Here is a 22,469-nt window from a genome sequence, read left to right as displayed (position 1 = left end):
CGCCCCATCGCGCGGACGTGCGCCCCCTGGAGCGAGAAGGCGCCCCATCAGGACTCCTGATGGGGCGCCTTCTCGTCCGAAGGGGCGCCTTCCTGCTCCAGATGTCGGAACGAGCCCCCGATTCCGGCATCTGCGGCAAGGAGGCACCATCCACGGCGACGTAGCGACACGGTGAGCGGTTCTTCGGTGAGGCTGGAACAGGTTTGCGGCTCAGCGAGGTGCTGCCACACGCCTGGGCATTACCGAGTCGGCCCCATGGCTGCTCAGGTGGCCCCTTGCGTGCGCAGATCGCCCCATGGACGGGGCGGATGGGGCCAACTCAGCACCCAAGGGGCCAACTCGTCGCAGCTCAGCGACGAGGTGGCGCGCAGGTGGCGCGGACTCGCGTGATCGTCGCGGCTCGGTAGGTCAGACACGTGCTGCGGCGCCCGAAGGAGCGTTGGCGGAGGCACGGGCGCTGGCGCCGTCGTCGTCGTTGTCGAGGTTGGCGAGCTCGGCGACCAGCTGCGGGAGCAGCTCCTGCACCGGGGCGGCCACTTTGAGGACGCCGTCGTCGTCGGCGCGGGTGACGCCGTCCGTGACCACCGCCACCGGCTGGCCCCGCCGCACCGCAGCGCGTACGAAGCGGTACCCGCTCATCACCGTCAGCGACGACCCGAGCACCAGCAGCGCGGGCGCGAGCTCCAGCAGGTCGAACGCCCGCTCCACGCGGTCCTTCGGGACAGGTTCGCCGAAGTAGACGACGTCGGGCTTGAGCGTGCCGACCTCGCACACCGGGCACGGCACCACCACGAACGAGGCCACGAGGTCTTCGGGGAGGTCGACGTCGCCGTCGGGGTTCACCCGCAGCGAATCCGCGACGGACTCCGCGGCCTCCGCGAAGCCGGGGTTCGCGGCCCGCAGCCGCCGGTCCATCTGCACCCGAGGCACTACCGCCCCGCAGTCCAGGCACACCACGCGGGCGAGCGTCCCGTGCAGCTCCAGCACCCGCTCGCTGCCTGCGGCCTGGTGCAGCCCGTCGACGTTCTGCGTCACGAGCGCCCCCACCGCGCCGGACCGCTGCAGCTCGGCGAGGGCCGTGTGCGCGGCGTTCGGCTGCGCCGTCGCGATCTGCCACCAGCCGACGTAGGAGCGGGCCCAGTAGCGGCGGCGGCCCTCGATGTCGTGGAGGAACTCCTCGTACCGCATCGGCGAGCCCTTGCGCTGCGAGCCGGTGGGGCCGCGGTAGTCGGGGATGCCCGACGCCGTCGACATTCCCGCCCCCGTCAGCGCCATCACCCCACGCCCCGAACCGCGGGCGGAGGCCAGCAGCGCGACCAGCTCGTCGACCGATCCGGCGGGAACCTCGCTCACCGGAGCACGCTAAGCCAGCACCGATGAGTCCTGCGCGTCCGCGCGGTCATCACGCCAGCACCCAGCAGCAGACCCCCAGCAGCAGACATCGCGAGGAAGGACGAGACAGATGCCCGAGATGGTGACGTGCCTGTGGTTCGACGGAGCGGCCGAGGAGGCCGCCCGCCGCTACGTGGAGCTGTTCCCGAACAGCTCGGTCGACGCCGTCGTGCGCTCCCCCGCCGACAACCCCAGCACCCCGGAGGGGGCGGTGCTCACCGTGGAGTTCACCCTCGACGGCAGGCGCTTCCTCGGGCTCAACGGCGGGCCGGCCTTCACGCCCAACGAGGCGGTGAGCATCCAGGTGCACACCACCGACCAGGCCGAGACCGACCACTACTGGGACGGGCTGATCGCCGGTGGCGGCGCCGAGAGCCAGTGCGGCTGGCTCAAGGACCCGTGGGGCTTCTCCTGGCAGGTCGTGCCGAAGCGCCTGTCCGAGCTCATGGCCGATCCCGACGCCGACCGAGCGCGTGCGGCCATGCAGTCGATGATGACGATGCAGAGGATCGACGTGGCGGGGCTGGAGCGCGCCGTGGCCGCAGCGTCGCCGTCGTCGTCCTCGTCTTCCCAGTAGCGACCGTCCCCGCACTCCCAGCCCGGTGCGGCAGGGTGGGGGTCGTGGACGAACGGGTCGGAGACGGCGGCACCGGCGCGTCGCTGGTGACCGGCGGCGCCACGGTCGACACCGACGACCATGTGCTCCTGCGGCCGACCACGCGGTGGCTGTGGCTCGGTCTGGCCGCGTGCGCGGGGCTCGCCGTCACCGACCTCGTCTCCGGTGAGATCAGCGGTGACCCGGGCGCGGCCAACCTCGGGGGCACGTTCGCCCTGGCGCCCACCCTGACCGCCATCGGCGGCGCGCGCTGGCACGTGCTGCTGGTCGGGGTGCTGGCCGTGACGACCGCGCTGTGGACGTGCCTGGTCGACGGCACGCCTCCCCTGACGACGCTCATCAGCTGCACGGTGGTGGCCGTGTCGACGGCGGTCGCAGCCGCGGTGGCGGGGGTCCGCCGCTCGCACCTGGCGCAGCTGCAGGACCGCCGCCAGGCCGCCCGCACCCTCCAGTCGGCGATGCTCACGCACCTGCCGCAGCCGCGGGGGCTGCAGCTGGTCAGCCGCTACACCCCGGCGAGCTCGGGTGATCAGGTCGGCGGCGACTGGTACGACGCCCTGGTCGACGCCTCGGGCGCCACCACGCTCGTCATCGGTGACGTCATGGGCCATGACATCCGCGCGGCCGCCTCGATGGGTCAGGTCCGGGCGGTGCTGCGCGCCTACGCGGTCGAGGGCGGGCAGGAGCCGTCGCAGATCATCGCGCGCACCGAGACCGCCCTCGACCGGCTAGGGCTGGACGTCATGGCCACCGTGGTGGTCGCCCGGATCGACAGGGCCCCAGGGATCGAGGAGGAGGACGACGACGACGGCGGCCGGCCGATGCGCCTCACCTGGAGCAGCGCCGGGCACCCGCCGCCGGTGCTGCTCGCGCCCGGTCCGTCAGGCGCGCTGCGCGCCTGCGTGCTCACCCCGGACAGCCCAGCATCGGGTTCAGGGCCGGAGCCGGACCTCATGGTCGGCGTCCTGCCGGGCTCTCCCCGCCACGACCACCGTTGCACGCTGCCGCCGGGCGCGACGCTGCTGCTGCACACCGACGGCCTCGTCGAGCGCCGCGAGGCCGACCTCGCCGCCGGAACCGCGGCGCTGCTCGGCGAGCTGGAACGCGAAGGGCACCGCCCGCTCGACGACCTCCTCGACACGCTCCTGCCGGACCTGCTGCACGGCCACCGCGACGACGACGTCGCCGTGCTCGCCGTGCGCACGTCAGGCTCCTGAAAGCCCGCTCGGGAACGGAGAACGGCGGCTCGAGGCGTTACCATCCGCCGCATGCTCGTCCCCTGGCTGGTCCTCGCGCGGGGACGGCGCGCAGGGCTCCGCCACGCCGCCCTCGTGCTGGCGCTGGCGCTGGGCGCAGCACCGCCCGTCGTCCTGCAGGCGGGGGCCCGAGCCACGGCGGACGGCGCGCTCGGTCGGGCCTTGGGCGACCTGCCGCTCGCCGAGCGCAGCGTCAGCGTCAGCCGAGCCGGTCACCTCACCGACGCCGAGCTCGCCGAGGTCGACGCCGCCGTCCGGCGCGAGCTGACAGGGGTGGTCGATGCCCGCATGCCGCTGCGGGAGCAGGTCACGACACCGGTGGTCAGCGACGGCCACGGCAGCGAGTACGTGCTGGCCGGCACCGACCAGTTCGCCACCGCGGTGCGGGTCACCTCCGGGCGGGCACCGAGCAGCTGCACGCCGACGCGCTGCGAGGTGCTCCTCCTGTCTACCGAGGCTGACGGCGCTGCCGGCCAGGGCGCGGCGGCGGTGCAGGACCCCACCCCCGATCCGGAAACGGGGCTGGTGGTGGTGGGACGTGCGGTGCGCACCGACCCGCTGCTGCTGTCCGGCACGTTCGATCCCCGGACGGCGGTGCTGTTGGCGGATGGAGTCGGCCCGGTCGGCCACGTGAGCTCCGTCGCTCTGCTTCAGCGCACCTACGGATGGGTGGCGCCTCTGGACCGGGACCAGATCCGCCGGTCCGGGGTCGCGGCGTGGTCGGCGGCCACGTCCGCCGCCGCTCAACGACTCTCCTCCGACCAGGCCGTGCTGACCGCCCCCGGCGCCGTGATCGCCGCGGCTGCCGAGCGCGCGCAGGCGTCCACCGGCAGGTTCGGGCTGCTGGCCGGCAGCTGTGCGGTGCTGCTGCTGGGTGCTGCGCTGTGCGGGGCCGCCGCGCTGCGCCCCGACCACCTGCGGTTCACCGCCGCCCTGCGCCGCCGCGGTCTGGCCGCGACCCCCTTGCGGTGGGTGACCCTCGGAGAGGCCGGGCTGGTGACCATCGCCGGCACCCTGACCGGACTGGTCCTCGGCTCGGCCGTCGCCGCCGGGACGACGGCGGTCGCCGGTCTGCCGGTGGCTGACACGCTCGGGGCGTCGCTGAAGGCCGCTCTGCCCACCGTGCTCGGGCTCGGGCTCACCGCCTGGGTGCTGATCACCGTCGTGCTGTGGCCCGCCGCGGCGCGGCCGGCGTGGACCGACGAGCGCTCGGCGTGGCGGCTGGTCTCCGTGCTGGCCGTGGCGGGGCTCGCCGCCGCGGCGCTCGTGGTCTCTCGGGGCTCGGCTGGCACCGGCGACCCGCTGCCGGTGCTCCTGCCGTCGCTGGTGCTCCTGAGCACTGCCCTGCTTGCGGCGCGCGCCTGGCCCTGGGCCGCCCGCACCGCCTACCGGCTGGTCCCACGGCGGGCGGTCGGCCTGCGGCTCGGCGTCGCCGGGGTCTCGGGCCACCCGCTGCTCGCCGCATCGACCGTCGCCCTGCTGGTGGCGGGGGTCGGGGCCAGCGGGTTCGCCATCTCCTACCGGGCCACCCTGCTCCGGGGTGCGGCGGACCAGGCTGCGTTCGAGGTCCCGCTCGAGGTGCGGGTCACGCCAGGTCCCTCGCATGGCACGGTGCTGTCGGCGGGTTCGGTGGCCCAGGTGGCCACCGAGGCCGGTGCCGCAGGAGCGACCGGGTACCCCGTGCTGCGGGCCGCCGGCGCGATCCGCTCCGGAGGGCAGGGGTCGGAGGTGGTGCACTTCGTCGGCGTCGAACCGGCTGCGCTGGCGCAGGTGCGGTCCTGGTCGCACACCGTCGGCAGCTCCGACGCCACGGCCGTCGCCCGGGCGGTGACGCTGACGGTGCCCACCCCGGGCCCGGTGCTGCCAGCGGGACGCACCCTCACCGTGCAGACCGACGCCGAGCAGACGGTGATGCAGCTGGGTGCCGTCCTGCGCGCGACCGACGGCCGCGAGCGCACGCTGCGGCTCGTGCCGGAGCCGGGCGCGGAGCGGTTGCGTCAACAGACCGACCTGCCCGAGGAGGGCAGCTGGCAGCTGATCGCGCTGACGTACACGCCCAACAGCATCACCGAGATGCTGCGGGAGCACGCCGCCGCCGAGGGCCCCACCGCGCGACCCGCGGCGACCGGGCGGATTACCCTCGGCGAGGTGTCGGTGGACGGCACGTCGGTCCCGCAGCCGTGGAGCGGGTGGTCGGGCGACGGGCTGACCACCGCCGACGACGGGACCTCGGCCCAGATCGACTACAGGCTCGAGGGCAGCCGTGGGTGGGTCGCCGCTCGTTCCACGGCGCCTGGTTCGTCGGCTGCTCCGCTGCCGGTCGCGGCGGACCCGGTCACCACGCGGGATGCGGGCGGGGTCGGCGGCCTGGTGACGCTGACGCTGGACCAGCAGCCCGTGCAGGCGAAGGTCGTCGCCGCGCTGCCCCGGTTCCCGACCGTCGACGACGGCCGGTTCGTCGTCGTGGATGCCTCGGCCCTGGCAGCGCTCCTCGACGCGCAGTCGCCTGGGAGCGCGGAACCTGACGAGCTCTGGGTCGCTGGCCCCTCGCCCGGGTCCAGCGGTGCTGCATCCCCGAGCGCGGCGACGAGCGGGGTGACCGGCGGGGTGGCCAGCGGGTTGACGGTGCAGCGGGCTGCCGATGTCGAACGGCAGCTGCGCACCGACCCGGTGGCCGTGGGAGCCGTCAGGATGCTGCTGCTGGCCGCCGGCCTGACGGCGCTCGTCGGGCTGGCGGCGCTGGTGCTGCTGGTGGTCGGCCAGCGCGACGAGGACGCCGGGGAGCTGTACGCCTGGGAGACCGAGGGCATCGCACCCCGGGTGCTGCGCCGCAGCCTGTGGGCGCGGGCGGCGACGGTGACGGCGCTGGCCGTGCCGGTCGGGGTGGCCGCTGCCACGGTGCTCACCCGGCTGACCGCCCAGCTGGTGCCGCTCACCGCGGGCGGCGAGCAGCCGCGCCCACCGCTGGTCCCGGAGATGGGCCTGACGACGGCGCTGCTCGCGCTGGTCGTGGCACTGGCGCTGGCGCTGGGCGGGGCCGCCGTCGTCGCGGCCAGCAGCCTGCGCGAGCCGCTGCCGTCACCGCCGGGGCTGCGCCGATGAACGATCTCGTGGTCGACGTGCGGGACGCCTTCTGCCTGCACCCGCTGCCGGACGGCGGCGCGGTGGCGGCACTGCGCGGGCTCGGGCTGCAGGTCCCCGCCGGGCAGCGGCTGGTCCTGCACGGCCCGAACGGTTCGGGAAAGACCACGCTGCTGCGGGTGCTCGCCGGTGAGCAGCGGCTGGCCGCGGGAACGGCCGTCGTGGCGGGGCTGCAGGTCTCGACAGCGAAAGCGGGCGACCTGGCCCGGTGGCGGGCACGGTCCCTCGGTCAGGTCGACCAGGACCCGTGGCGGCTGCTGCGAGGGGAGTTCGACGTGCTGACCAACGTCGCCCTGCAGCTGCGGGTCACCGGTCTTTCCGCGGCGAAGGCCCGTTCCCGGGCGGGTGAGCTGCTCGGTGCGCTCGGCCTGGCCGACCTGGGGGAGGCGCACCCGGCGAGGCTGTCCGGTGGGCAGCGGCAGAAGGTCGCCGTGTGCGCGGCTGTGGCGCACCGGCCGGCCCTGGTGCTGGCCGACGAGCCCACCGGAGAGCTCGACCTCCGTTCGGCGAGCGAGGTCTACGCCCTGCTGGACCGGGCGGTGCGCGAGGTCGGCGCGACGTTGGTGCTGGTCACCCACGACCACAGGGCTGCGACGATCGCCGACCGGGTGGTCCGGATGCGCGACGGCCGGATCAGCGAGACGTGGGAACCGGGGGGCGACGGCGAGGAGTCCCTGGTCGTCGACGACCGGGGGTGGCTGCGGCTGCCGGTCGAGGTCCGAGCCGGTTTCGAGACCGGGACCTGGACCAGCGGCCGGGTCCGCGCCCTGCGGGCCGCCGACGGGACCGTCGTCTTGCGCGCCGACCCCGCCACCCGTGCTGCCGCCCCGCCGACCGACGAAGCCGTCTCGCAGACCCCGGCGTGCGGCCCAGAGAGCGGGACCGACCCGACGACGCCTGCGGAGGTGCTGGCCCGGTGCGCCGGAGTCGCCGTCTCCTACGACGACGTCACGGTGCTGGACGGTCTGGACCTGGAGGTCCACGCCGGTGCGCTGACCGTGCTCACCGGGCGTTCGGGGACCGGCAAGAGCACCCTGCTGCGGGTGCTGCTGGGCATGCAGCGCCCGGACCGCGGCGTCGTCGAGCTGGGCGGCCGTGCGTTGGCGGGGCTGGACCGCGCCGAGCTGGCGAGCGTGCGCCGCGACGTGTGCGGTGTGGTCTCCCAGCAGGTGCACCTGGTCCGGACGGCCGACGCCGCAGGCAACCTCGACCTGGCCCGGGCAGCCCAGGGCCTGCCGGAGGACCCCGGCGCCGGCCGCTGGCTCGCCAGGCTCGGGCTGGCCGGCCTGAACCACCGTCCCACCTCGGGACTCTCCGGTGGCGAGAGGCAGCGCGTCGCCCTGGCCCGGGCGCTGGTAGCCCTCGACAGGCCCGGCGACGGACCCAGCGACAGGCCCGGCGCGGCAGCGCGCCTGCTGGTCCTCGACGAGCCCACCTCTCAGCTCGACGAGGCGTCGGCCGAGCTCGTCGTCCAGGTGCTGCGGGACGTCGCCCGGGCGGGGGCAGGTGTCCTCGTCGCCACCCACGACCCCGTCCTGGTGGCGGCAGCCGACGTGGTCCACGCCCTCGACTGATCGACGTCACGCCGGAAACCGGCGGGACCGCACCCGCCCTCGCCACCTACGCTGGACGGCGAGATGACGACGACCACCACGGGCCCCGATCCCGACGTGCTGCGCAGCGGGCTCGCGGCCACCCTCCTGCGTGACGAGCGGCGCCTGGCCCGTCGGTTGGACGGCGCCGAACGTGCCAAGGGCCCGCGCCGGGCGCAGCAGCTGGCCGAGGTGGCTCATCAGGTGGTCGCGGCGCAGGCCCGGCTGGCATCTCGGGCGGTAGCCGCGGACGCCGTCGTCGGATCCCTCAGCTATCCCGACCTGCCCGTCAGCGCCCGCCGCGACGACATCGCCGACGCCATCCGCGATCACCAGGTCGTGGTGGTCGCCGGGGAGACCGGCTCCGGCAAGACGACGCAGCTGCCCAAGATCTGCTTGGAGCTCGGGCGTGGCGTGCGCGGGCTCATCGGCCACACCCAACCGCGGCGCATCGCGGCGCGCGCGGTGGCGGAGCGCGTGGCGGAGGAGCTGGGCACCGAGGTCGGCGCGCCGGGCAGCCCGGTGGGCTACGCGGTGAGGTTCCACGACGAAGTCGGCCCCGACAGCCTGGTCAAGCTCATGACCGACGGCATCTTGCTGGCCGAGGTGCAGCGCGACCCGGACCTGCTCGCCTACGACACGATCATCATCGACGAGGCGCACGAGCGGTCCCTCACCATCGACTTCCTCCTGGGGTACCTGCACCGGCTGCTGCCGCGCCGCCCGGACCTCAAGGTGGTCATCACCTCCGCGACCATCGACCCGCAGCGCTTCGCTGATCACTTCGGCGCGGTGGCGGGCGAGGTACCCGTGGTGGAGGTCTCCGGGCGCACGTTCCCGGTGGAGATCCGGTACCGCCCGCTCAGCCTCGACGAGACACCGGTCGATTCCGAAGGATCCGAGGACGACGATGGCGAGTCCCTCGAGGTCGACCCCGACGACGCACGCCGCGGCCGCGGTGAGGACCGAGACCAGACGGAGGGGATCCTCGACGCCGTGGCCGAGCTGTCGGCGCTGGGCGACGGCGACATCCTCGTGTTCCTCTCCGGCGAGCGCGACATCCGCGACACCGCCGATGCGCTGACGGCCGCCATCGAGCGCCGGGAGATCCCCGGGCTGCGCCCGGCGGGCTCGGGAGGTGGCGGCGCGACCGAGGTGCTGCCGCTGTTCGGGCGCCTGTCGGCCGCCGACCAGCACCGGGTGTTCTCCAAGCCCGGTGCGGGGACGTCGCGGCGGATCGTCCTGGCCACCAACGTGGCGGAGACGTCGCTGACCGTTCCGGGCATCCGGTACGTCGTCGACACCGGCACCGCCCGCATCTCCCGGTACTCCGCGCGCACCAAGGTGCAGCGCCTGCCCATCGAGCCGGTGAGCCAGGCGAGCGCGGCGCAGCGGTCGGGGCGCTGCGGGCGTGTGGCGGACGGCGTCGCGATCCGCCTCTACAGCGAACGCGACTTCGAGTCCCGCCCGCGGTTCACCCAGCCCGAGGTGCAGCGGACGTCGCTGGCCAGTGTCATCCTGCAGATGGCGTCCCTCGGTCTGGGCGCTGTGGAGGACTTCCCCTTCCTCGACGCGCCCGACCGCCGGCAGGTGCGTGACGGCCTGGCGTTGCTGCACGAGCTCGGCGCGATCGATGACCCGTCGCCGGCAGGGAGCCCCCAGCTCACCGACATCGGCAAGCGGCTGGCGCAGGTACCGGCCGACCCGCGCTTCGCGCGGATGCTGCTCCAGGCCGACCGCGAAGGCGTCGTCCCCGAGCTGCTCGTGCTCGTGGCGTCCTTGTCGGTGCAGGACGTGCGGGAACGGCCGCTGGAGAAGGCTGACGCGGCACGCGAGAGCCACAGGCGCTTCGCCGATGAGCACTCCGACTTCGTCTCGACGCTGAACCTGTGGGCCTACCTCACGGAGCAGGCGGCGGAGCGTTCGTCGTCGTCGTTCCGGCGTATGTGCAAGGCCGAGTACCTCCACCACCTGCGGATCCGCGAGTGGCAGGACGTGCACGCCCAGCTGCGGCGGGTGCTGCGCGGGCTCGGTATCTCCACCCCGAGCGGGGCTGAGTCGGCGCAGGTGCGCACGGGTGAGGCGCTGGAGCCAGTCCGCGCCCAGGTGCACACGGCGCTGCTCGCCGGGCTGCTCACGCAGGTGGGCAGCAAGGACCTGCGCGCGGAGGAGAAGAACGGTCGGGACGGCGGGCGCGAGGGCCGCGACGGAGCGCGCGAGACCCGGCGTCGCGGGCCCGCGGAGTACGTCGGCGCTCGCGGCACGCGGTTCGCCATCGCGCCGGGGTCGGTGCTGGCCAAGCGGTCGCCGTCGTGGGTGGTGGCGGCCGAGCTGGTGGAGACCTCCCGGCTGTGGGCGCGGGTCGTGGCTCGCGTCGACCCGGAGCAGGTGGAGACCCTCGCCGCGCACCTCGTGGTGCGCAGCCACTCGGAGCCTCGCTGGAGCAAGCAGCGCGGCGCGGCCGTGGCCACCGAGCGGGTCACGCTGTACGGCCTGCCGCTGGTCGCGGGCCGCACGGTGCCGCTGGCGCGCCTCGACCCGGTGACCGCGCGTGACCTGTTCATCCGCCACGCCCTCGTCGGCGGTGAGTGGGACGCCAGAGGCGCCGCCGTTGCCTTTGTCGAGGCGAACGCTGCGGTGGCGCGCGATGTCGAGGAGCTGCAGGCCCGCACCCGGCGCCGTGACCTGCGCGTCGACGACGAGGCGCTGGTCGCCTTCTACGACGCCCGGCTGCCCGCCGACGCCACCTCGGCGAGGGCGTTCGAGGCGTGGTGGCGGCGCGAGCGCCGCACGCGTCCCGACCTGCTGACCCTGACGGTCGTCGACCTCACCACGGGCGACGCGGACGTGGAGGACGCGCCGACGTCCTGGAGTTCCGGCAGCTTCGACCTGTCGCTGAGCTACCGGTTCGACCCGCACGCCGCCGACGACGGCGTCACCGTGCACGTGCCGCTGGCCGTGCTCGCGCAGGTCCCGGAGACGGGCCTGGACTGGGGCGTGCCCGCGTGGCGCACCGAGCTGGTGACGGCGCTGCTGCGGGCGCTGCCCAAGCCGATCCGCGTGCAGCTGGTGCCCGTCCCCGACACGGCCCGCGAGGTGGCGGCCGCGCTGCCAGAAGTCCCACCGCCGGGCGTGAAGCTCGTCGACGCCGTGGGCGAGGTGCTGCGCACGCGGCGCGGCGTCGTCGTCCCCCCGGAGGCCTGGGACGCCGCGCGGCTGGTCGAGACCGCTCCGCACCTGCTGCCGACGTACGCCCTGGAGGACGCCGACGGGCGCGTCGTCGCCACCGGCAAGGACCTCGCGGCCCTGCGCGAGAAGACGGCCGGGGCGCAGCGCGCGGCCGTCGTGCAGGCGGTGACGGCGGGGGCGCGGGCGTCGGGGCAGCAGCTGGAGCACGAGGCGCTGACGTCGTGGCCGGCCGGGCTGGTGCTGGCCGAGCAGGTGGAGACCGCCGCGCCCGACGGGCGGCCGGTGGTGGGGTTCCCGAGCCTCGTGGTGGAGCGATGGGCTCAGCCTGCGAAGGGCAAGAAGGACGGCGAGCGGCGCATCGCTGTGCGCGTGCTCGCTACCGAGGCCGAGGCGCACGCGGCGCACTCGCGAGGCGTGGCGCGGCTGGCGCGGATGGTGCTGGCCAACCCGGCGAAGTCGCTGCTTGATGGGTTGGGAACGCCAGGCCGCTTGGCGCTCGCGCGGTCACCGCACGGCACGGTGGAGGCGCTGCTCGCCGACTGCGCGGACGCCGCCGTCGACCACCTCGTGGCGACGCGCGCGCCGGGTGGCGGGCTGGGCGTCCGTGATGGGGAGGCGTTCGACGCGCTGCTGCGCGCCGTCCGCCCCGACCTGCTCGCCACCACGCAGCAGGTGCTGGGGTTGGTGCAGCGGGTGCTGAAATCGGCACGCGACGTCGAGCACGCCCTCGACAGGACGCCGGCGTCGCTGCCGCTGGTCGCCTCACTCGCCGACGTGCGGGCGCAGCTCGGGGTGCTCGTGCACGCCGGGTTCGTCGCGGAGGTGAGCCTGGAGCGGCTGCCCGACGTGCAGCGCTACCTGCGGGCCCTGCTGCGCCGGCTGGAGGTGCTCAGCGGCGGAGATGGCGGCAATGCCGCGCAGGCGGCGCAGCGCGACCGGGACCGGACCGGCGTCGTCCAGCGCCTCGAGGCCGACCTCGAGCGGGCGGTGGCCGCGTTGCCGTCCGCCCGCCGCGACGCCGAAGAGGTACGGGCGGTCCGCTGGCAGCTGCAGGAGCTGCGCGTCAGCCTGTTCGCGCAGACCGTGGGGGCCAGCGGCCCTGTGAGCGAGAAGCGCGTCGCCGCGGCCATCACCGCCCTCCGCTGACCCCACCTCCCCGGTCCATGATCATGGGCAGTCGGCCACCTGGCAAGGGTGGCCAACTGCCCATGATCACGGTGAGGAGGTCAGAAGATGCGCAGGCCGATCTCGGCGGGGGCGTCGAGCAGGGCCTTCAGCTCCCGCTTCGCCCTCCGGACCGCGTCGTCCGGGGAGCGCCATGGTGCCTCACGGGGCCGGCCGCCCCCACTCGGGAGACGACCACCCCCTCCTCGACGATCAAAGAAGTTCTGCACGCGCGTGCAGAACTTCCTTGATCGTCAGCGGAGGATGGTCGGGGCTCAGAGCGGACTAAAGGCCTTCTTGCTGACCTTGACCACCTGACCGACGGGGGCGCCGCCCGCGGGTGCCAGGCCGAACTGGCCCGCCACGCTCCACGCGGTGGAGTACAGCGCTCCGTCGCACCACTGCAGGCCGAGCGGCATGGTGACCTGCGCTGCCGACCGGCGCCCGTCGGGTGCCACCGCCACGATGCGCCCGATGCTGGTCGGGTCGAACCCCGCGGGTGGAGGTCCTTCACCTTCCGGGGCGCCTTCAAGCAGCTCGCTGACGTAGACCGTGCCGTCGTCGCCGACGGCCACGCCGGTCGGTCCAGAGAAGCCGGAGATGGTGCGCAGCAGCCTGCCGCGCCTGTCGACCACGTAGACACGCCCCTCGCCCGGCACCCCCGCGGTGAAGGCGGCGATGTAGATGTTGAGGTCGCGGCCGTAGGCGAGCCCGGTCGGCACCGAGTCGCACCCGAAGCTGCCCGCGGCGTTGTTGGGCACCTGAGCGCAGGCGCCCGTGGTGACCGTCGGCGGCACGAAGAACGTGCTGACCTTGCCGTTCGCGGCCACGGCGAGCACGTCGTTGGCGCCGCCATCGGCGACGTAGGCCAGCGGGGCCCCGCCGACGCCGAGGCCCGCCAGCACCGAGAACGGGTTGGACAGCGCGTCGACGGGCTGACCGTCCACGAACTGCACCTGACCGTCGGGGTTGGCCTTCAGCTCATAGGCGAGCAGGTCGGCCTTCGGAGACACCGTGCCCGGCGCTCCTGCGAACAGGGTCGCGGGGTTGGGCGGAGGAGGCGCCGGCGGGGTGTTGGGGTCGTCAGGGGCTCCCCCGGGAGGGCCTGACGTGATGCCCAGCACCGTGGCCGCCCGCGTGTCGGCGCCGGCCAGACCCGGCACGGTGGCGAGCACCGTGGCGCCGCCTCGCTGACCAGGTTTGGGCAGCCGCGTGATCTCCCCGGTTCCGGACTCGGCGACGACGAGGCGGCCGCGCAGGTCGAACCTCACGCTCCAGGGGTCCGACAGCCCCGAGGCGACCACCGTGACCGGCGCCGACCGGCTCGCCGCACCGCCGTCGGAGGCGACCGCCGGGGGCACCACCAGCCCGAGTGCCGCACCCGCTGCCACCACCCCGACCGCAAGAGACCGGCGCCTGAGCCTGCCGCTCCCTCTGACATGCCCCCTGCCCGTACCGCTCACAGCTCCCACCGCGACCACCCCCGTCCCCCCGCGAGGCTCGAGCGCCTCGACGCGGCACAGGGTGCTCGCAGATCCCTCACAGAACCAGGGGGTCAACCCTCTGGTGCCGAGAGCCCGAAAAGGCCTAGATTCGCCCTTTTCGTCGGCTCGCACGCCCTCAGGAGCGTCGCAGCCAGCGGTGGCTCAGCCGGCCAGCGGTGGCTCAGCCGGCCAGCGGTGACGCCGACGGTAAGGGCACAGAGGACGACGACGGCGAGGTGCCGCTGCCGGCGTCGGACCCGAGCATCCGCGCGATCTCCTGGTCGGTCAGGTCGGAGGTCCCGCCCAGCACACCGCCCGGCGTCTGGCGGGGGACGGCGCCCACGGCCGCGCTCACCGGCGGGCCGGTCGGCGCCGTCGTCGTCGAGCCAGCGCCGGTGTCGCCGGAAGCTGGCACCCAGCTGTGCGTCGAGGGGAGTGTCGACGGCAGGTCCGAAGGGAGTGCCGCTGCAGCCGTCGGAGCACCCGTCGGCGCCACGGTCGGATCCGGCGTCGACAGGGGTGTTCCCGACGGCACATCGCGAGGCACGGCGACGGCGGGCAGCTTGCTCGTCGTGGAGTCTCCACCCCACGCGGGCGTCTGCGCGACGGTGATCGCCGCTCCGACGAGCCAGGCACACCCCGCGGTGCCGATGACGGCGCCGACACCGAGCACCGCGAGGCGCACGAGCCCGTTCACCGCTCCGAACACGGCCCTCACCCCTGTCCCTGCGTCGATGCTGCGCCCGCGGGCCGCCCCGGCGGGGCACTCCGCACCGGTGGTGCGACGGTGACCGGGCGGCGCCGCGTCGTCCAGAGGTCATCGGCCATCGGGGTGGGGTACCTGAGAGCACGTCACTCGCCCGCACACCCGACCTACCGAAGAAGTGATCACAAGAATGACTCACAGACCCGAATCGCTAGACGTACTCGAAGGCATAGGCGTACTCAAGGGCAAGGACGCATCCGTGAGTCACAGGTGCGAGCCGGCGCTCCCACTGTCACGCAGCTCCCCGCAGAGGACGGTCACCTGCGCACCACCGTGACCGGGGCACCTATGGCCGGGTGGGTGCTGTGGGACCGGCTCACGGAGATTCCCCTCCGTGTCGACGCTGCTCTCCGACTGGCCATCTTCTGAAGGGCTGCGCGGCCACGAGGAGCACGGCACGCGACCTCGCGGGGAGACTGCACGTCACCGCCCGCCTGATCGCGCCTGCCGGTGGATCTTGTGAAGGCCATGAAGTCGACCATGGCTCAGCCGGACAGGACCCCCGAGGACGTCAGCACGCCGACCGTGAGCAGCACGAGGAACAGCGCGATCGCCGCTGTGGAGGCAAGGAAGCCCACGAAGACGGTCCGCGGGTTGTTCGCGTCACCGTCGACGACGCGCTGGCGGGCCCTCACCGCCAGCCACGTGCCCGCGATGCCGCCCAGCAGCAGCGGGGCGAACACGAGCCCTCCGAGCACGAGCGAGGTGAGCCCGACTGCCACCGACGCGGGACCGAGCCCGTTGTTCTCCCCCGGAACGCGCGGCACCGCCGCCCCCTCAGGAGCCGGTGGCCGCGAGGCCCCGGCGCTCCAGCAGGGGCTCCACCCGCGGGTCGCGTCCGCGGAAGGCACGGTATGCGGCGGCGAAGTCGACGGTGCCTCCGCGCGAGAGCACCTCGCGGGCGAACGCGGCACCGTTCTCCCGGCGCAGGCCGCCGTTCTCGGTGAACCACTCCACGGTGTCGGCGTCGAGCACCTCGCTCCACAGGTAGGAGTAGTAGCCCGCCGAGTACCCGCCGGAGAAGACGTGGTTGAAGTATGTCGAGCGGTACCGCGGGGGCACGAGCTCCACGGCAATGCCGTGCCGCTCGAGCGCGGCGGCCTCGAACGCCTCGACCTCGTCGGGGGCCACGGACTCCCCCGGGGCCAGCTGGTGCCAGGCCTGGTCGAGCAGCATCGCCGCGACGATCTCGGTGGTGGCGAAGCCCTGACCGTACGAGCGCGACGCGAGCAGCGCGGCCACCTGCTCCGCCGGCAGCGGCTCGCCGGTCTCGACGTGGCGGGCGTACGCGGGCAGCAGCGCCGGGTCCCACGCCCACACCTCGTTGACCTGCGAGGGGAACTCCACGAAGTCGCGGGGCACCGTGGTGCCGGACAGGCGCGGGTAGCGGACGTCGGACAGCAGCCCGTGCAGGGCGTGCCCGAACTCGTGGAAGGCGGTCTCGACCTCGTCGGGGGTCAGCAGTGCCGGCTCGCCGTCGGGCGGGCGCGGCACGTTGAGGTTGTTGACGACGACGGGCCGCGTGGTCCGGCCCGGGCGACCCCCGACGGCCGGCTGGGCCTGCTGCTTGACGTAGTGGCTCATCCAGGCGCCGCCGCGCTTGGACTCCCGGGCGAAGAAGTCACCCAGGAAGAGGCCTACCGAGGTACCGGCGCTGTCGAAGACTTCCCAGGTGCGCACGTCGGGGTGGTAGACGGGCAGGTCAGGGCGCTCCGTGAAGGTCAGGCCGTACAGCGCCGTCGCGGCGGCGAACACCCCGCGGGTGATGACGGCGTCGAGCTCGAAGTACGGCTTCAGCGCAGCCTGGTCGAGGCTGAACCTGCGCGCGCGGACGCGGGCCGCGGCCCAGGACCAGTCCCACGGACGCAACGCGGCGTCGTCGCCCTCGAGGGCCCGAAGCTCCTCGACCAGCTCGAGGGCCTCGCCGCGAGCGTTGCTCACGGCGGCCGGCACGACGGAGGTCAGCAGGTCCATCACCGCCTCGACCGACGGGGCTGTGGCGACCTCCAGGACGTGCTCGGCGTGGTGGGCGGCGCCCAGCAGGCCGGCGCGCTCGGCGCGCAGCGCGGCGATGCGGGTCAACAGGGAGCGCGTGTCGTGCTCGCCGCCGAGACCGCGGGTGGTGGAGGCGCGGAAGACCCGCTCGCGCAGACCGCGGTGGTCGAGCGAGGCGAGCACGGGTTGGTCGGTGGGCAACGACAGCGGCAGCACCCACCCCTGCAGGCCGCGGGCCTCGGCGGCCTGCGCCGCGGCGGCGCGCTCACCGGCCGACAGCCCCGCCAGCTCGGACTCGTCGGTGACGTGGACGGCGGCGGCGTTGGTCGCGGCGAGCAGCTCGGTGCCGAACTGCGTGGTCAGCCGTGACAGCTCGCCGTTCAGCTCGCGCAGCCGGGCCTTGGCGGCCTCGTCCAGGCCAGCGCCGGCGCGCGCCAGGTCACGGTGCCAGCGCTCGAGCACGGTGCGCTGCTCGGCGTCGAGGACGGCGCCGTCGGCGTCCGGTGCGCCTCCGGCCGTCTGCTCGAGCACCACGGTGAGCCGGGCGAACAGGCGCGGGTCGAGGGTGATCGCGTCGCCGTGGGCGCTGAGCTCGGGTGCCAGCTCGGCCTCGACGGCGCGCAGCGCCTCGTCGGAGTGGGAGGAGACGAGGTTGGAGAAGACGTTGGTGGCGCGGTGAAGCAGCTCACCGGACGCCTCCAGTGCGGCGACGGTGTTGGCGAACATGGCCGGCGCGGAGTCGGTGGCGATGACCTCGACCTCGGCGCGCTGCTGGGCCATCCCCGCGCGCAGCGCGGGCGCGAAGTGCTCGGTGCGCAGCACGTCGAACGGCGGTAGGCCGTGCGGGAGGGTGCTCGGTGCGGCCAGGGGGTGGGTGGGGTCCAGCACGCTCGCGACGCTATCCCAGCCCTCCGACAGCGCCGGGGACTAACCGCGCTGGTCCGGTAGCGAGGTCGGTAGCGAGGTCGGTAGCGGGGACCGGTAGCGAGGCGGGCCAGCGGACCCGCGAACGAGTCTGTGTGCACCCGATGCGGTGGATGCCCTGCGTCCGACGGGGTGGCGTGACGACGCAGTGCCACGGTGGAGCCCACACTGCGACGAGAGAAGGATGTCGGCGCCGCTACGAGCGCACGACAGCTCACAAGCGGAGGTCTCAGGTGGACTCGGTGCGGTGGACGCGGCGGGCGGTGCTCGCCAGCCTCGGGCTGGCCGCCGCGGGAGCTGCGGCGGCCGCTGGGCCGCTGGCGGCGCCGGCGCGAGCGGCCTCGGGCCCCAACCTCGACCGCCTGCTCGCGACGCCGGGCTTCTTCGTGGCCCACCGCGGTGGCTCCCTGAACTGGCCGGAGATGTCCGCCTACGCGTACTCCCGTGCCGTCGCGCTCGGCGTGGGCGCGCTGGACGTGTCGCTGTCGAGGACGTCGGACGGCGTCTGGTTCGGGCTGCACGACGGGTCCCTCGACAGGACGTCGGGCACGCAGGGCTTCACCGCCGCCGCGCACACCTGGGCGGAGGTCGCCGCCTACCGCATCACCGCCTCCGGGACCAGCAATCCCCGCCAGCCGAAGCGCCCCTACGCGCGCCTGGAGGACCTGCTGGAGCGATGGGGTGGGCAGCGGGTGCTGTTCGTCGACCCCAAGGCTGTCAACCCGCGCTTCCACGGCGAGCTGGTCACGGCGCTGCGGCGCGTGCCCGACGCCCCGCGGTGGATCGTGGCCAAGTCGCCCATCGCGAACACCACCTGGGCCGACCTCGCTCGCCGCGAGGGCTGGCGCAGCTGGGGCTTCTACTGGGCTCGCGAGGTCGACGCCGACGCGACGCTGCTCACCCGCACCGCCGCCTCGTGGGACCTGCTCGGCCTGGACGTCGGCGCCTCCGACGCCCGCTGGACCGAGGTGAAGGCGCTCGGCAAGCCGGTGCTGGCCCACATCCTGTCCACCCCGGCGCAGCTGCAGCGTGCCCTCGCCCTGGGGGCCGTGGGCGCCGTCGTCTCCGACCTCGTCGCCGTCCCACCGACCGGCGCCTGACAGCTCAGCGACTGACAGTTTCGGGCACGCTCACACGCTGACGCAGAGCCAGCTCGGCTCGGGGTGCCGAGGGCGGTCGGCGGGTCCACCATGTCCGCTGTGTCGTCGACGGCCAGCGCGGGGGCGGCGGCCGGTCGCCGCGCCGAAGAGCTCCACCAGCGCCTTGAGCCCGTGGCCCGCGCGGGTTTCGTGGTGTCGGGTCTCCTGCACGTTCTCATCGGCGTACTCGCCGTCCGGATCGCCCTCTCCGGCTCGGGTGGGAGTGCGAGTGGCAGCTCGGGTGGGAGTGCCGACTCCAGCGGCGCCCTCGGCGAGGTGGCCGGCACGCCGTTCGGAGCCTTCGCGCTGTGGGCCGCAGTAGTGGCCCTGGCGGCCCTCGGCGTGTGGCAACTCCTCGACGGCGCGCTGGAGGCCCGGGCACGCGAGCCGAAGGACGCCGCGAAGGGCCTCGGCAAGGGCGTGGTCTTCCTCGCGCTCGCGGGCACCGCGCTGACGTTCGCGCGCGGCGGCTCGTCGTCGTCGGAGTCCTCCACCGACGACGTGACCGCCACCCTCATGGGCTCCCCCGGCGGGGTGCTGCTCGTCGGGGCGGTGGGGCTGGCCGTGTTCGGCGGGGGCGGCTTCTTCGTGTGGAAGGGGTGCTCGGACAAGGTCCGCGAAGACCTCCGCGGCTCGGCGGGGGCGCCGCCGGGCGGGCGCGCCGGCCCCGCCGGGAGGGCTGCGCTGTGGGCAGGTCGGGCGGGGTACGTAGCCAAGGGGATCGCGCTGGCGGTGGTGGGCGTGCTGTTCGTCGTCGCCGCCGCCCGCAGCGACCCCTCCGAGGCGGGTGGGATCGACGCCGCCATGCGGACCCTTGTGGGGGCACCGTTCGGCGTCGTCCTCCTGGTGGCGGTGGGGGTGGGCTTCGCGCTGTACGGGATCTGGTGCTTCGTGCGGGCCCGCTGGGGTGAGCTCTGAGGACGACGACGACGCGCCCGTCGACAGCGGCCGGTGCGTGGGACGCCCTGCGGGCCGCAGTGCGAGGTCTGGCTGACCGGCTACGCGCATGGCTGGACCGCGACGGGGACGGCGAGGTCTCCGACGACGTCGAGGACGGCGCCCGCGCGGCCCGCGAGCACCTGGAACCCGTGGCGCGTGTCGGCTACGCCCTGTCCGGGGCGTTGCACGTGCTCATCGGGGCGCTGGCCGTGCGGCTGGCGTTGGGCGTGCGCGAGGGTACGGCCGACCAGGGTGGTGCGCTGGCCGCGGTGGCCGGCACCCCTGGAGGCGCCCCACTGCTGTGGGCCGCGAGCGCGGCACTGGCCGCGCTCGCGCTGTGGCACCTCGTGGACGGCGTGCTGGAGCTGCGCTGGCGTCAGCGTGCGGACGGGGTGAAGGACCTCGCGAAAGGCGTCGTCTACAGCGCGGTGGTGGTGACGGCCGTGACGTACGCCGCGGGCGGTGAGACGGACGCGGAGGACACCAGCGACGACGTCACCGAGCAGCTCATGGAGAACGTCCTGGGCACCCTGGCCGTGGTGGCGGCGGGCGTGGCCGTGCTCGGGGTGGGGCTGTACCTCGTGGTCAAGGGTGTGCGATTGCGCTTCCGCGAGGACCTGACGCTGCCCGAGGGGCCGGCGCGGCTGGGGGTCGACGTCGCCGGGGTGGTCGGATACACGGCCAAAGGGCTGGCGCTGTGCGTGGTCGGCGGGCTGTTCGTGACCGCCGCGGCGACGAACGACCCGCGCGAGGCCGGCGGGCTGGACGCCGCGCTGCGCGCGCTGCTGGAGCTGCCGGGCGGAGCGGTGCTGCTCGCGGGCGTGGGCGCCGGGTTCGCGGCGTACGGCGGGTACGCCGTCGTGAGAGCACGTCTGGGCCACCTCTGAGGGGCCTGCTGGAGGGGCATCCGGGGGACGGCGGGGCCGCTCGGGAAGATCAGCAGCAGTGCCGCCGTTGCACGCCCTCGTGAGCACTTCGACCTCCCTTCCTGTGTCCGCCGTCGCGCTGGACGTCCACCCGCTGCTGTCCGAGCGGTGGAGCACCCGCGCTTTCGACCCCGACCACGTACTGGAGGCCGAGACCGCCGGCCGCCTCCTCGAGGCCGCCCGCTGGTCCCCCAGTGCGAGCAACACCCAGCCGTGGCGTTTCGCGGTGGCGCTGCGCGGCACCCCCGAGCACGACGTGCTCTTCGGCACCCTCATGGGGTTCAACCAGGCGTGGGCCGGCAACGCCTCCGCCCTGGTGCTGGTGGCAGCCGAGCGCGTGACCCCGGAGGGCAAGACGCTGCGCTGGGCCGACCTCGACGCCGGTCAGGCCGTCGCCCACCTCACGGTGCAGGCGGCTGCCGAGGGCCTCGTCGTGCACACCCTGGGCGGCATCGAGGTCGACGCGATCCGCGCCGCCTACGAAATCCCGGACGGCGTGGAGCCGCTCGTCGTCGTGGCCGTCGGGCGCCAGGGTGACCTGGAGACCCTCGACGAGACGGTCCGGGCGCGTGAGCTGACCCGTGCGCGCCGTCCCCTGTCCGAGCTGCTGCTGCCCCTGCGCGGCGCCTCCGCCTGACGGCGGCAGCTCTCGCACCTCCGAGAACACCGACAACTCCAACTACTCGACAACGGGCGGGGCCCACGGCGTGCACGCCGTGGGCCCCGCGTGCAGGCTGCGAGTGGGGGGACGACCCCCGACGGGAATACCTGTCGCGCACGATATGTTTTCTCCGTGCGGGCCGGGACATCCCGGACGCGCGAACGACTGACGTCGACAGACTGAGTCAACGGACGAAGGAGACGAGATGCCCACCCGCACCGCTCGCACCGCATGGAACGGCACCCTGGAGCAGGGCTCCGGACAGGTCGAGCTCACCAGCTCCGGCGCCGGCACCTACACCGTGTCCTTCCCCAAGCGCGCCGCTGACGACGCCGACGGCACCACCAGCCCCGAGGAGCTCATCGCCGCGGCGCACTCCTCCTGCTTCGCCATGCAGCTGTCCGCGCTCATCGCGGCCGCCGGCGGCACCCCGCAGTCCCTCGAGGTCAAGGCCGACGTCTCCCTCGGCCCGGACAAGGAGGCCGGCGGCTTCAAGCTCACCGGCATCAAGCTGACCGTCGTCGGTGAGGTCGAGGGCCTCGACGAGGCGAGCTTCGCCAAGGCCGCTGCCGACGCGAAGGCCGGCTGCCCCGTCAGCAAGGCCCTGACCGGCGTAGAGATCACGCTCGACGCGTCGCTGGAGTCCTGAAGCTCTCCCTGACTTCTTGGAGGTTGCGCAAGCTCGCGCACCTTTGACGAGGGGGCGCCCGCGGCCATGGGCCGCGGGCGCCCCCTCGCGCGTTCAGCGGGGGTCTGCTCAGCGGGGGTCTTCAGTGACCGGGCCAAGCCCCGGGCCGGTCCTCGAGCTGGTCCCTGGGGCGGTCGCAGCGGCGACGGCGGCGGCGAGCACCGACCCCTCACGCAGCACCAGGTGCTTGAGCAGCACCACCGTCGTCCCGCCGTCGCGCGGCTCGAAGTGGAGCTGGTCCACGAGGATCCGCATGAGCCCCAGCCCCCTCCCGTGCGTGAGGTCAGCGCTGGGGCCCTCCGCGAGCACCGCGGCAGATGCTTCAGCGGGGTCGAAGCCGGCGCCGCCGTCGAGCACCTCGATGCGGCACCACTCGCCCTCGACGCTGACCCGAACCTCGAAGTCACCGCCCCCGGCGTGCTGGACGACGTTGGAACAGGCCTCCGTGACGGCCAGGGCGATGTCATCGATGCTGCCGCGGCTGACCCCCAGCTCGGTCAGGGTGGCGATGGCAAGGTGCCGGACGACGGGGACGTGCCGCACGTCCGTCGGGAGCCGGAGCCCGTAGCTGAGGTGCACGGAGCCTCCAAGTCAGCA

General features: G+C 74.2%; 16 protein-coding genes. 10 read left to right on the top strand and 6 right to left on the bottom strand.

Translation table 11 applies throughout. The features are described from left to right. Positions 1-408: 408 nt before the first annotated feature. A complete protein-coding gene (locus tag BXY45_RS06755; protein ID WP_245961675.1) occupies positions 409-1,353 on the bottom strand; it encodes an NAD-dependent protein deacetylase in 945 nt (314 codons plus the stop codon). Positions 1,354-1,462: 109 nt separating this feature from the next. Between BXY45_RS06755 and BXY45_RS06750 the strand changes: the two genes are divergently transcribed. The 5 genes from BXY45_RS06750 to hrpA all read left to right on the top strand — a co-directional run bounded on the left by BXY45_RS06750 (position 1,463) and on the right by hrpA (position 12,332). Further along, entirely contained in the window at positions 1,463-1,969 is a 507-nt protein-coding gene (locus BXY45_RS06750; RefSeq protein ID WP_109773563.1) for a VOC family protein, read from the top strand. A 44-nt stretch (positions 1,970-2,013) separates the two neighbouring features. Then, positions 2,014-3,225 (top strand): PP2C family protein-serine/threonine phosphatase, encoded by a 1,212-nt coding sequence (locus BXY45_RS06745; RefSeq protein ID WP_146211114.1) that lies wholly within the window; start codon positions 2,014-2,016, stop codon positions 3,223-3,225. 51 nt (positions 3,226-3,276) lie between these two features. Continuing rightward, a complete protein-coding gene (locus BXY45_RS06740) occupies positions 3,277-6,366 on the top strand; it encodes a hypothetical protein (RefSeq protein ID WP_109773561.1) in 3,090 nt (1,029 codons plus the stop codon). Continuing rightward, complete coding sequence (locus tag BXY45_RS06735) at positions 6,363-7,979, top strand: ATP-binding cassette domain-containing protein (protein ID WP_109773560.1); 1,617 nt, start codon at positions 6,363-6,365, stop codon at positions 7,977-7,979. Before BXY45_RS06740 ends, BXY45_RS06735 begins: the two co-directional genes overlap by 4 nt. 63 nt (positions 7,980-8,042) lie before the next feature. Then, positions 8,043-12,332 carry an ATP-dependent RNA helicase HrpA gene (gene hrpA, locus BXY45_RS06730; protein WP_109773559.1) on the top strand — a complete coding sequence of 1,430 codons (4,290 nt, stop codon included), beginning with the start codon at positions 8,043-8,045 and terminating at the stop codon, positions 12,330-12,332. Between the two features lie 293 nt (positions 12,333-12,625). On the opposite strand, the gene BXY45_RS06725 is transcribed toward hrpA, so the two are convergent. From BXY45_RS06725 to BXY45_RS06710, 4 genes are all read right to left on the bottom strand, one after another. Next, positions 12,626-13,741, bottom strand: a complete 1,116-nt coding sequence (locus BXY45_RS06725) for a ScyD/ScyE family protein (protein ID WP_170131351.1) — start codon at positions 13,739-13,741, stop codon at positions 12,626-12,628. A 274-nt stretch (positions 13,742-14,015) separates the two neighbouring features. Continuing rightward, complete coding sequence (locus tag BXY45_RS06720; protein ID WP_109773557.1) at positions 14,016-14,543, bottom strand: hypothetical protein; 528 nt, start codon at positions 14,541-14,543, stop codon at positions 14,016-14,018. A gap of 542 nt (positions 14,544-15,085) precedes the next feature. After that, positions 15,086-15,367 carry a hypothetical protein gene (locus BXY45_RS06715; protein WP_109773556.1) on the bottom strand — a complete coding sequence of 94 codons (282 nt, stop codon included), beginning with the start codon at positions 15,365-15,367 and terminating at the stop codon, positions 15,086-15,088. 10 nt (positions 15,368-15,377) lie between these two features. Continuing rightward, positions 15,378-17,483, bottom strand: coding sequence for a M3 family metallopeptidase (locus BXY45_RS06710; RefSeq protein WP_109773555.1), 2,106 nt, complete (start codon positions 17,481-17,483; stop codon positions 15,378-15,380). Positions 17,484-17,752: 269 nt separating this feature from the next. On the opposite strand from BXY45_RS06710, the gene BXY45_RS06705 reads away from it, so the two are divergent. The 5 genes from BXY45_RS06705 to BXY45_RS06685 all read left to right on the top strand — a co-directional run bounded on the left by BXY45_RS06705 (position 17,753) and on the right by BXY45_RS06685 (position 21,833). Further along, positions 17,753-18,619, top strand: a complete 867-nt coding sequence (locus BXY45_RS06705) for a glycerophosphodiester phosphodiesterase (RefSeq protein ID WP_170131350.1) — start codon at positions 17,753-17,755, stop codon at positions 18,617-18,619. Positions 18,620-18,718: 99 nt separating this feature from the next. After that, positions 18,719-19,576: a DUF1206 domain-containing protein gene (locus BXY45_RS06700; protein WP_211319292.1), complete on the top strand. Its 858-nt coding sequence runs from the start codon at positions 18,719-18,721 to the stop codon at positions 19,574-19,576. A 59-nt stretch (positions 19,577-19,635) separates the two neighbouring features. After that, a complete protein-coding gene (locus BXY45_RS06695; protein ID WP_211319291.1) occupies positions 19,636-20,484 on the top strand; it encodes a DUF1206 domain-containing protein in 849 nt (282 codons plus the stop codon). Positions 20,485-20,563: 79 nt separating this feature from the next. Next, positions 20,564-21,160, top strand: coding sequence for a nitroreductase family protein (locus BXY45_RS06690; protein ID WP_109773625.1), 597 nt, complete (start codon positions 20,564-20,566; stop codon positions 21,158-21,160). Between the two features lie 229 nt (positions 21,161-21,389). Next, the gene (locus tag BXY45_RS06685) at positions 21,390-21,833 is read left to right on the top strand and encodes an OsmC family peroxiredoxin (RefSeq protein WP_109773553.1); all 444 of its coding nucleotides are present in this window, start codon (positions 21,390-21,392) and stop codon (positions 21,831-21,833) included. Between the two features lie 108 nt (positions 21,834-21,941). On the opposite strand, the gene BXY45_RS06680 is transcribed toward BXY45_RS06685, so the two are convergent. Continuing rightward, a complete protein-coding gene (locus tag BXY45_RS06680; RefSeq protein ID WP_109773552.1) occupies positions 21,942-22,451 on the bottom strand; it encodes an ATP-binding protein in 510 nt (169 codons plus the stop codon). Between the last annotated feature and the right edge of the window lie 18 nt (positions 22,452-22,469).

It is taken from the genome of Quadrisphaera granulorum (assembly GCF_003149145.1).
Lineage (GTDB): Bacteria > Actinomycetota > Actinomycetes > Actinomycetales > Quadrisphaeraceae > Quadrisphaera > Quadrisphaera granulorum.
Note: the sequence above shows the minus strand (reverse complement) of the source record. Positions and strands in the feature narration are given on the sequence as shown.

Excerpts from the sequence above, each read along its gene's own strand:
- BXY45_RS06750 (WP_109773563.1), top strand. The coding sequence starts at position 1,463 with ATGCCCGAGATGGTGACGTGCCTGTGGTTCGACGGAGCGGCCGAGGAG.
- BXY45_RS06740 (WP_109773561.1), top strand. The coding sequence starts at position 3,277 with ATGCTCGTCCCCTGGCTGGTCCTCGCGCGGGGACGGCGCGCAGGGCTC.
- BXY45_RS06735 (WP_109773560.1), top strand. The coding sequence starts at position 6,363 with ATGAACGATCTCGTGGTCGACGTGCGGGACGCCTTCTGCCTGCACCCG.
- hrpA (WP_109773559.1), top strand. The coding sequence starts at position 8,043 with ATGACGACGACCACCACGGGCCCCGATCCCGACGTGCTGCGCAGCGGG.
- BXY45_RS06685 (WP_109773553.1), top strand. The coding sequence starts at position 21,390 with ATGCCCACCCGCACCGCTCGCACCGCATGGAACGGCACCCTGGAGCAG.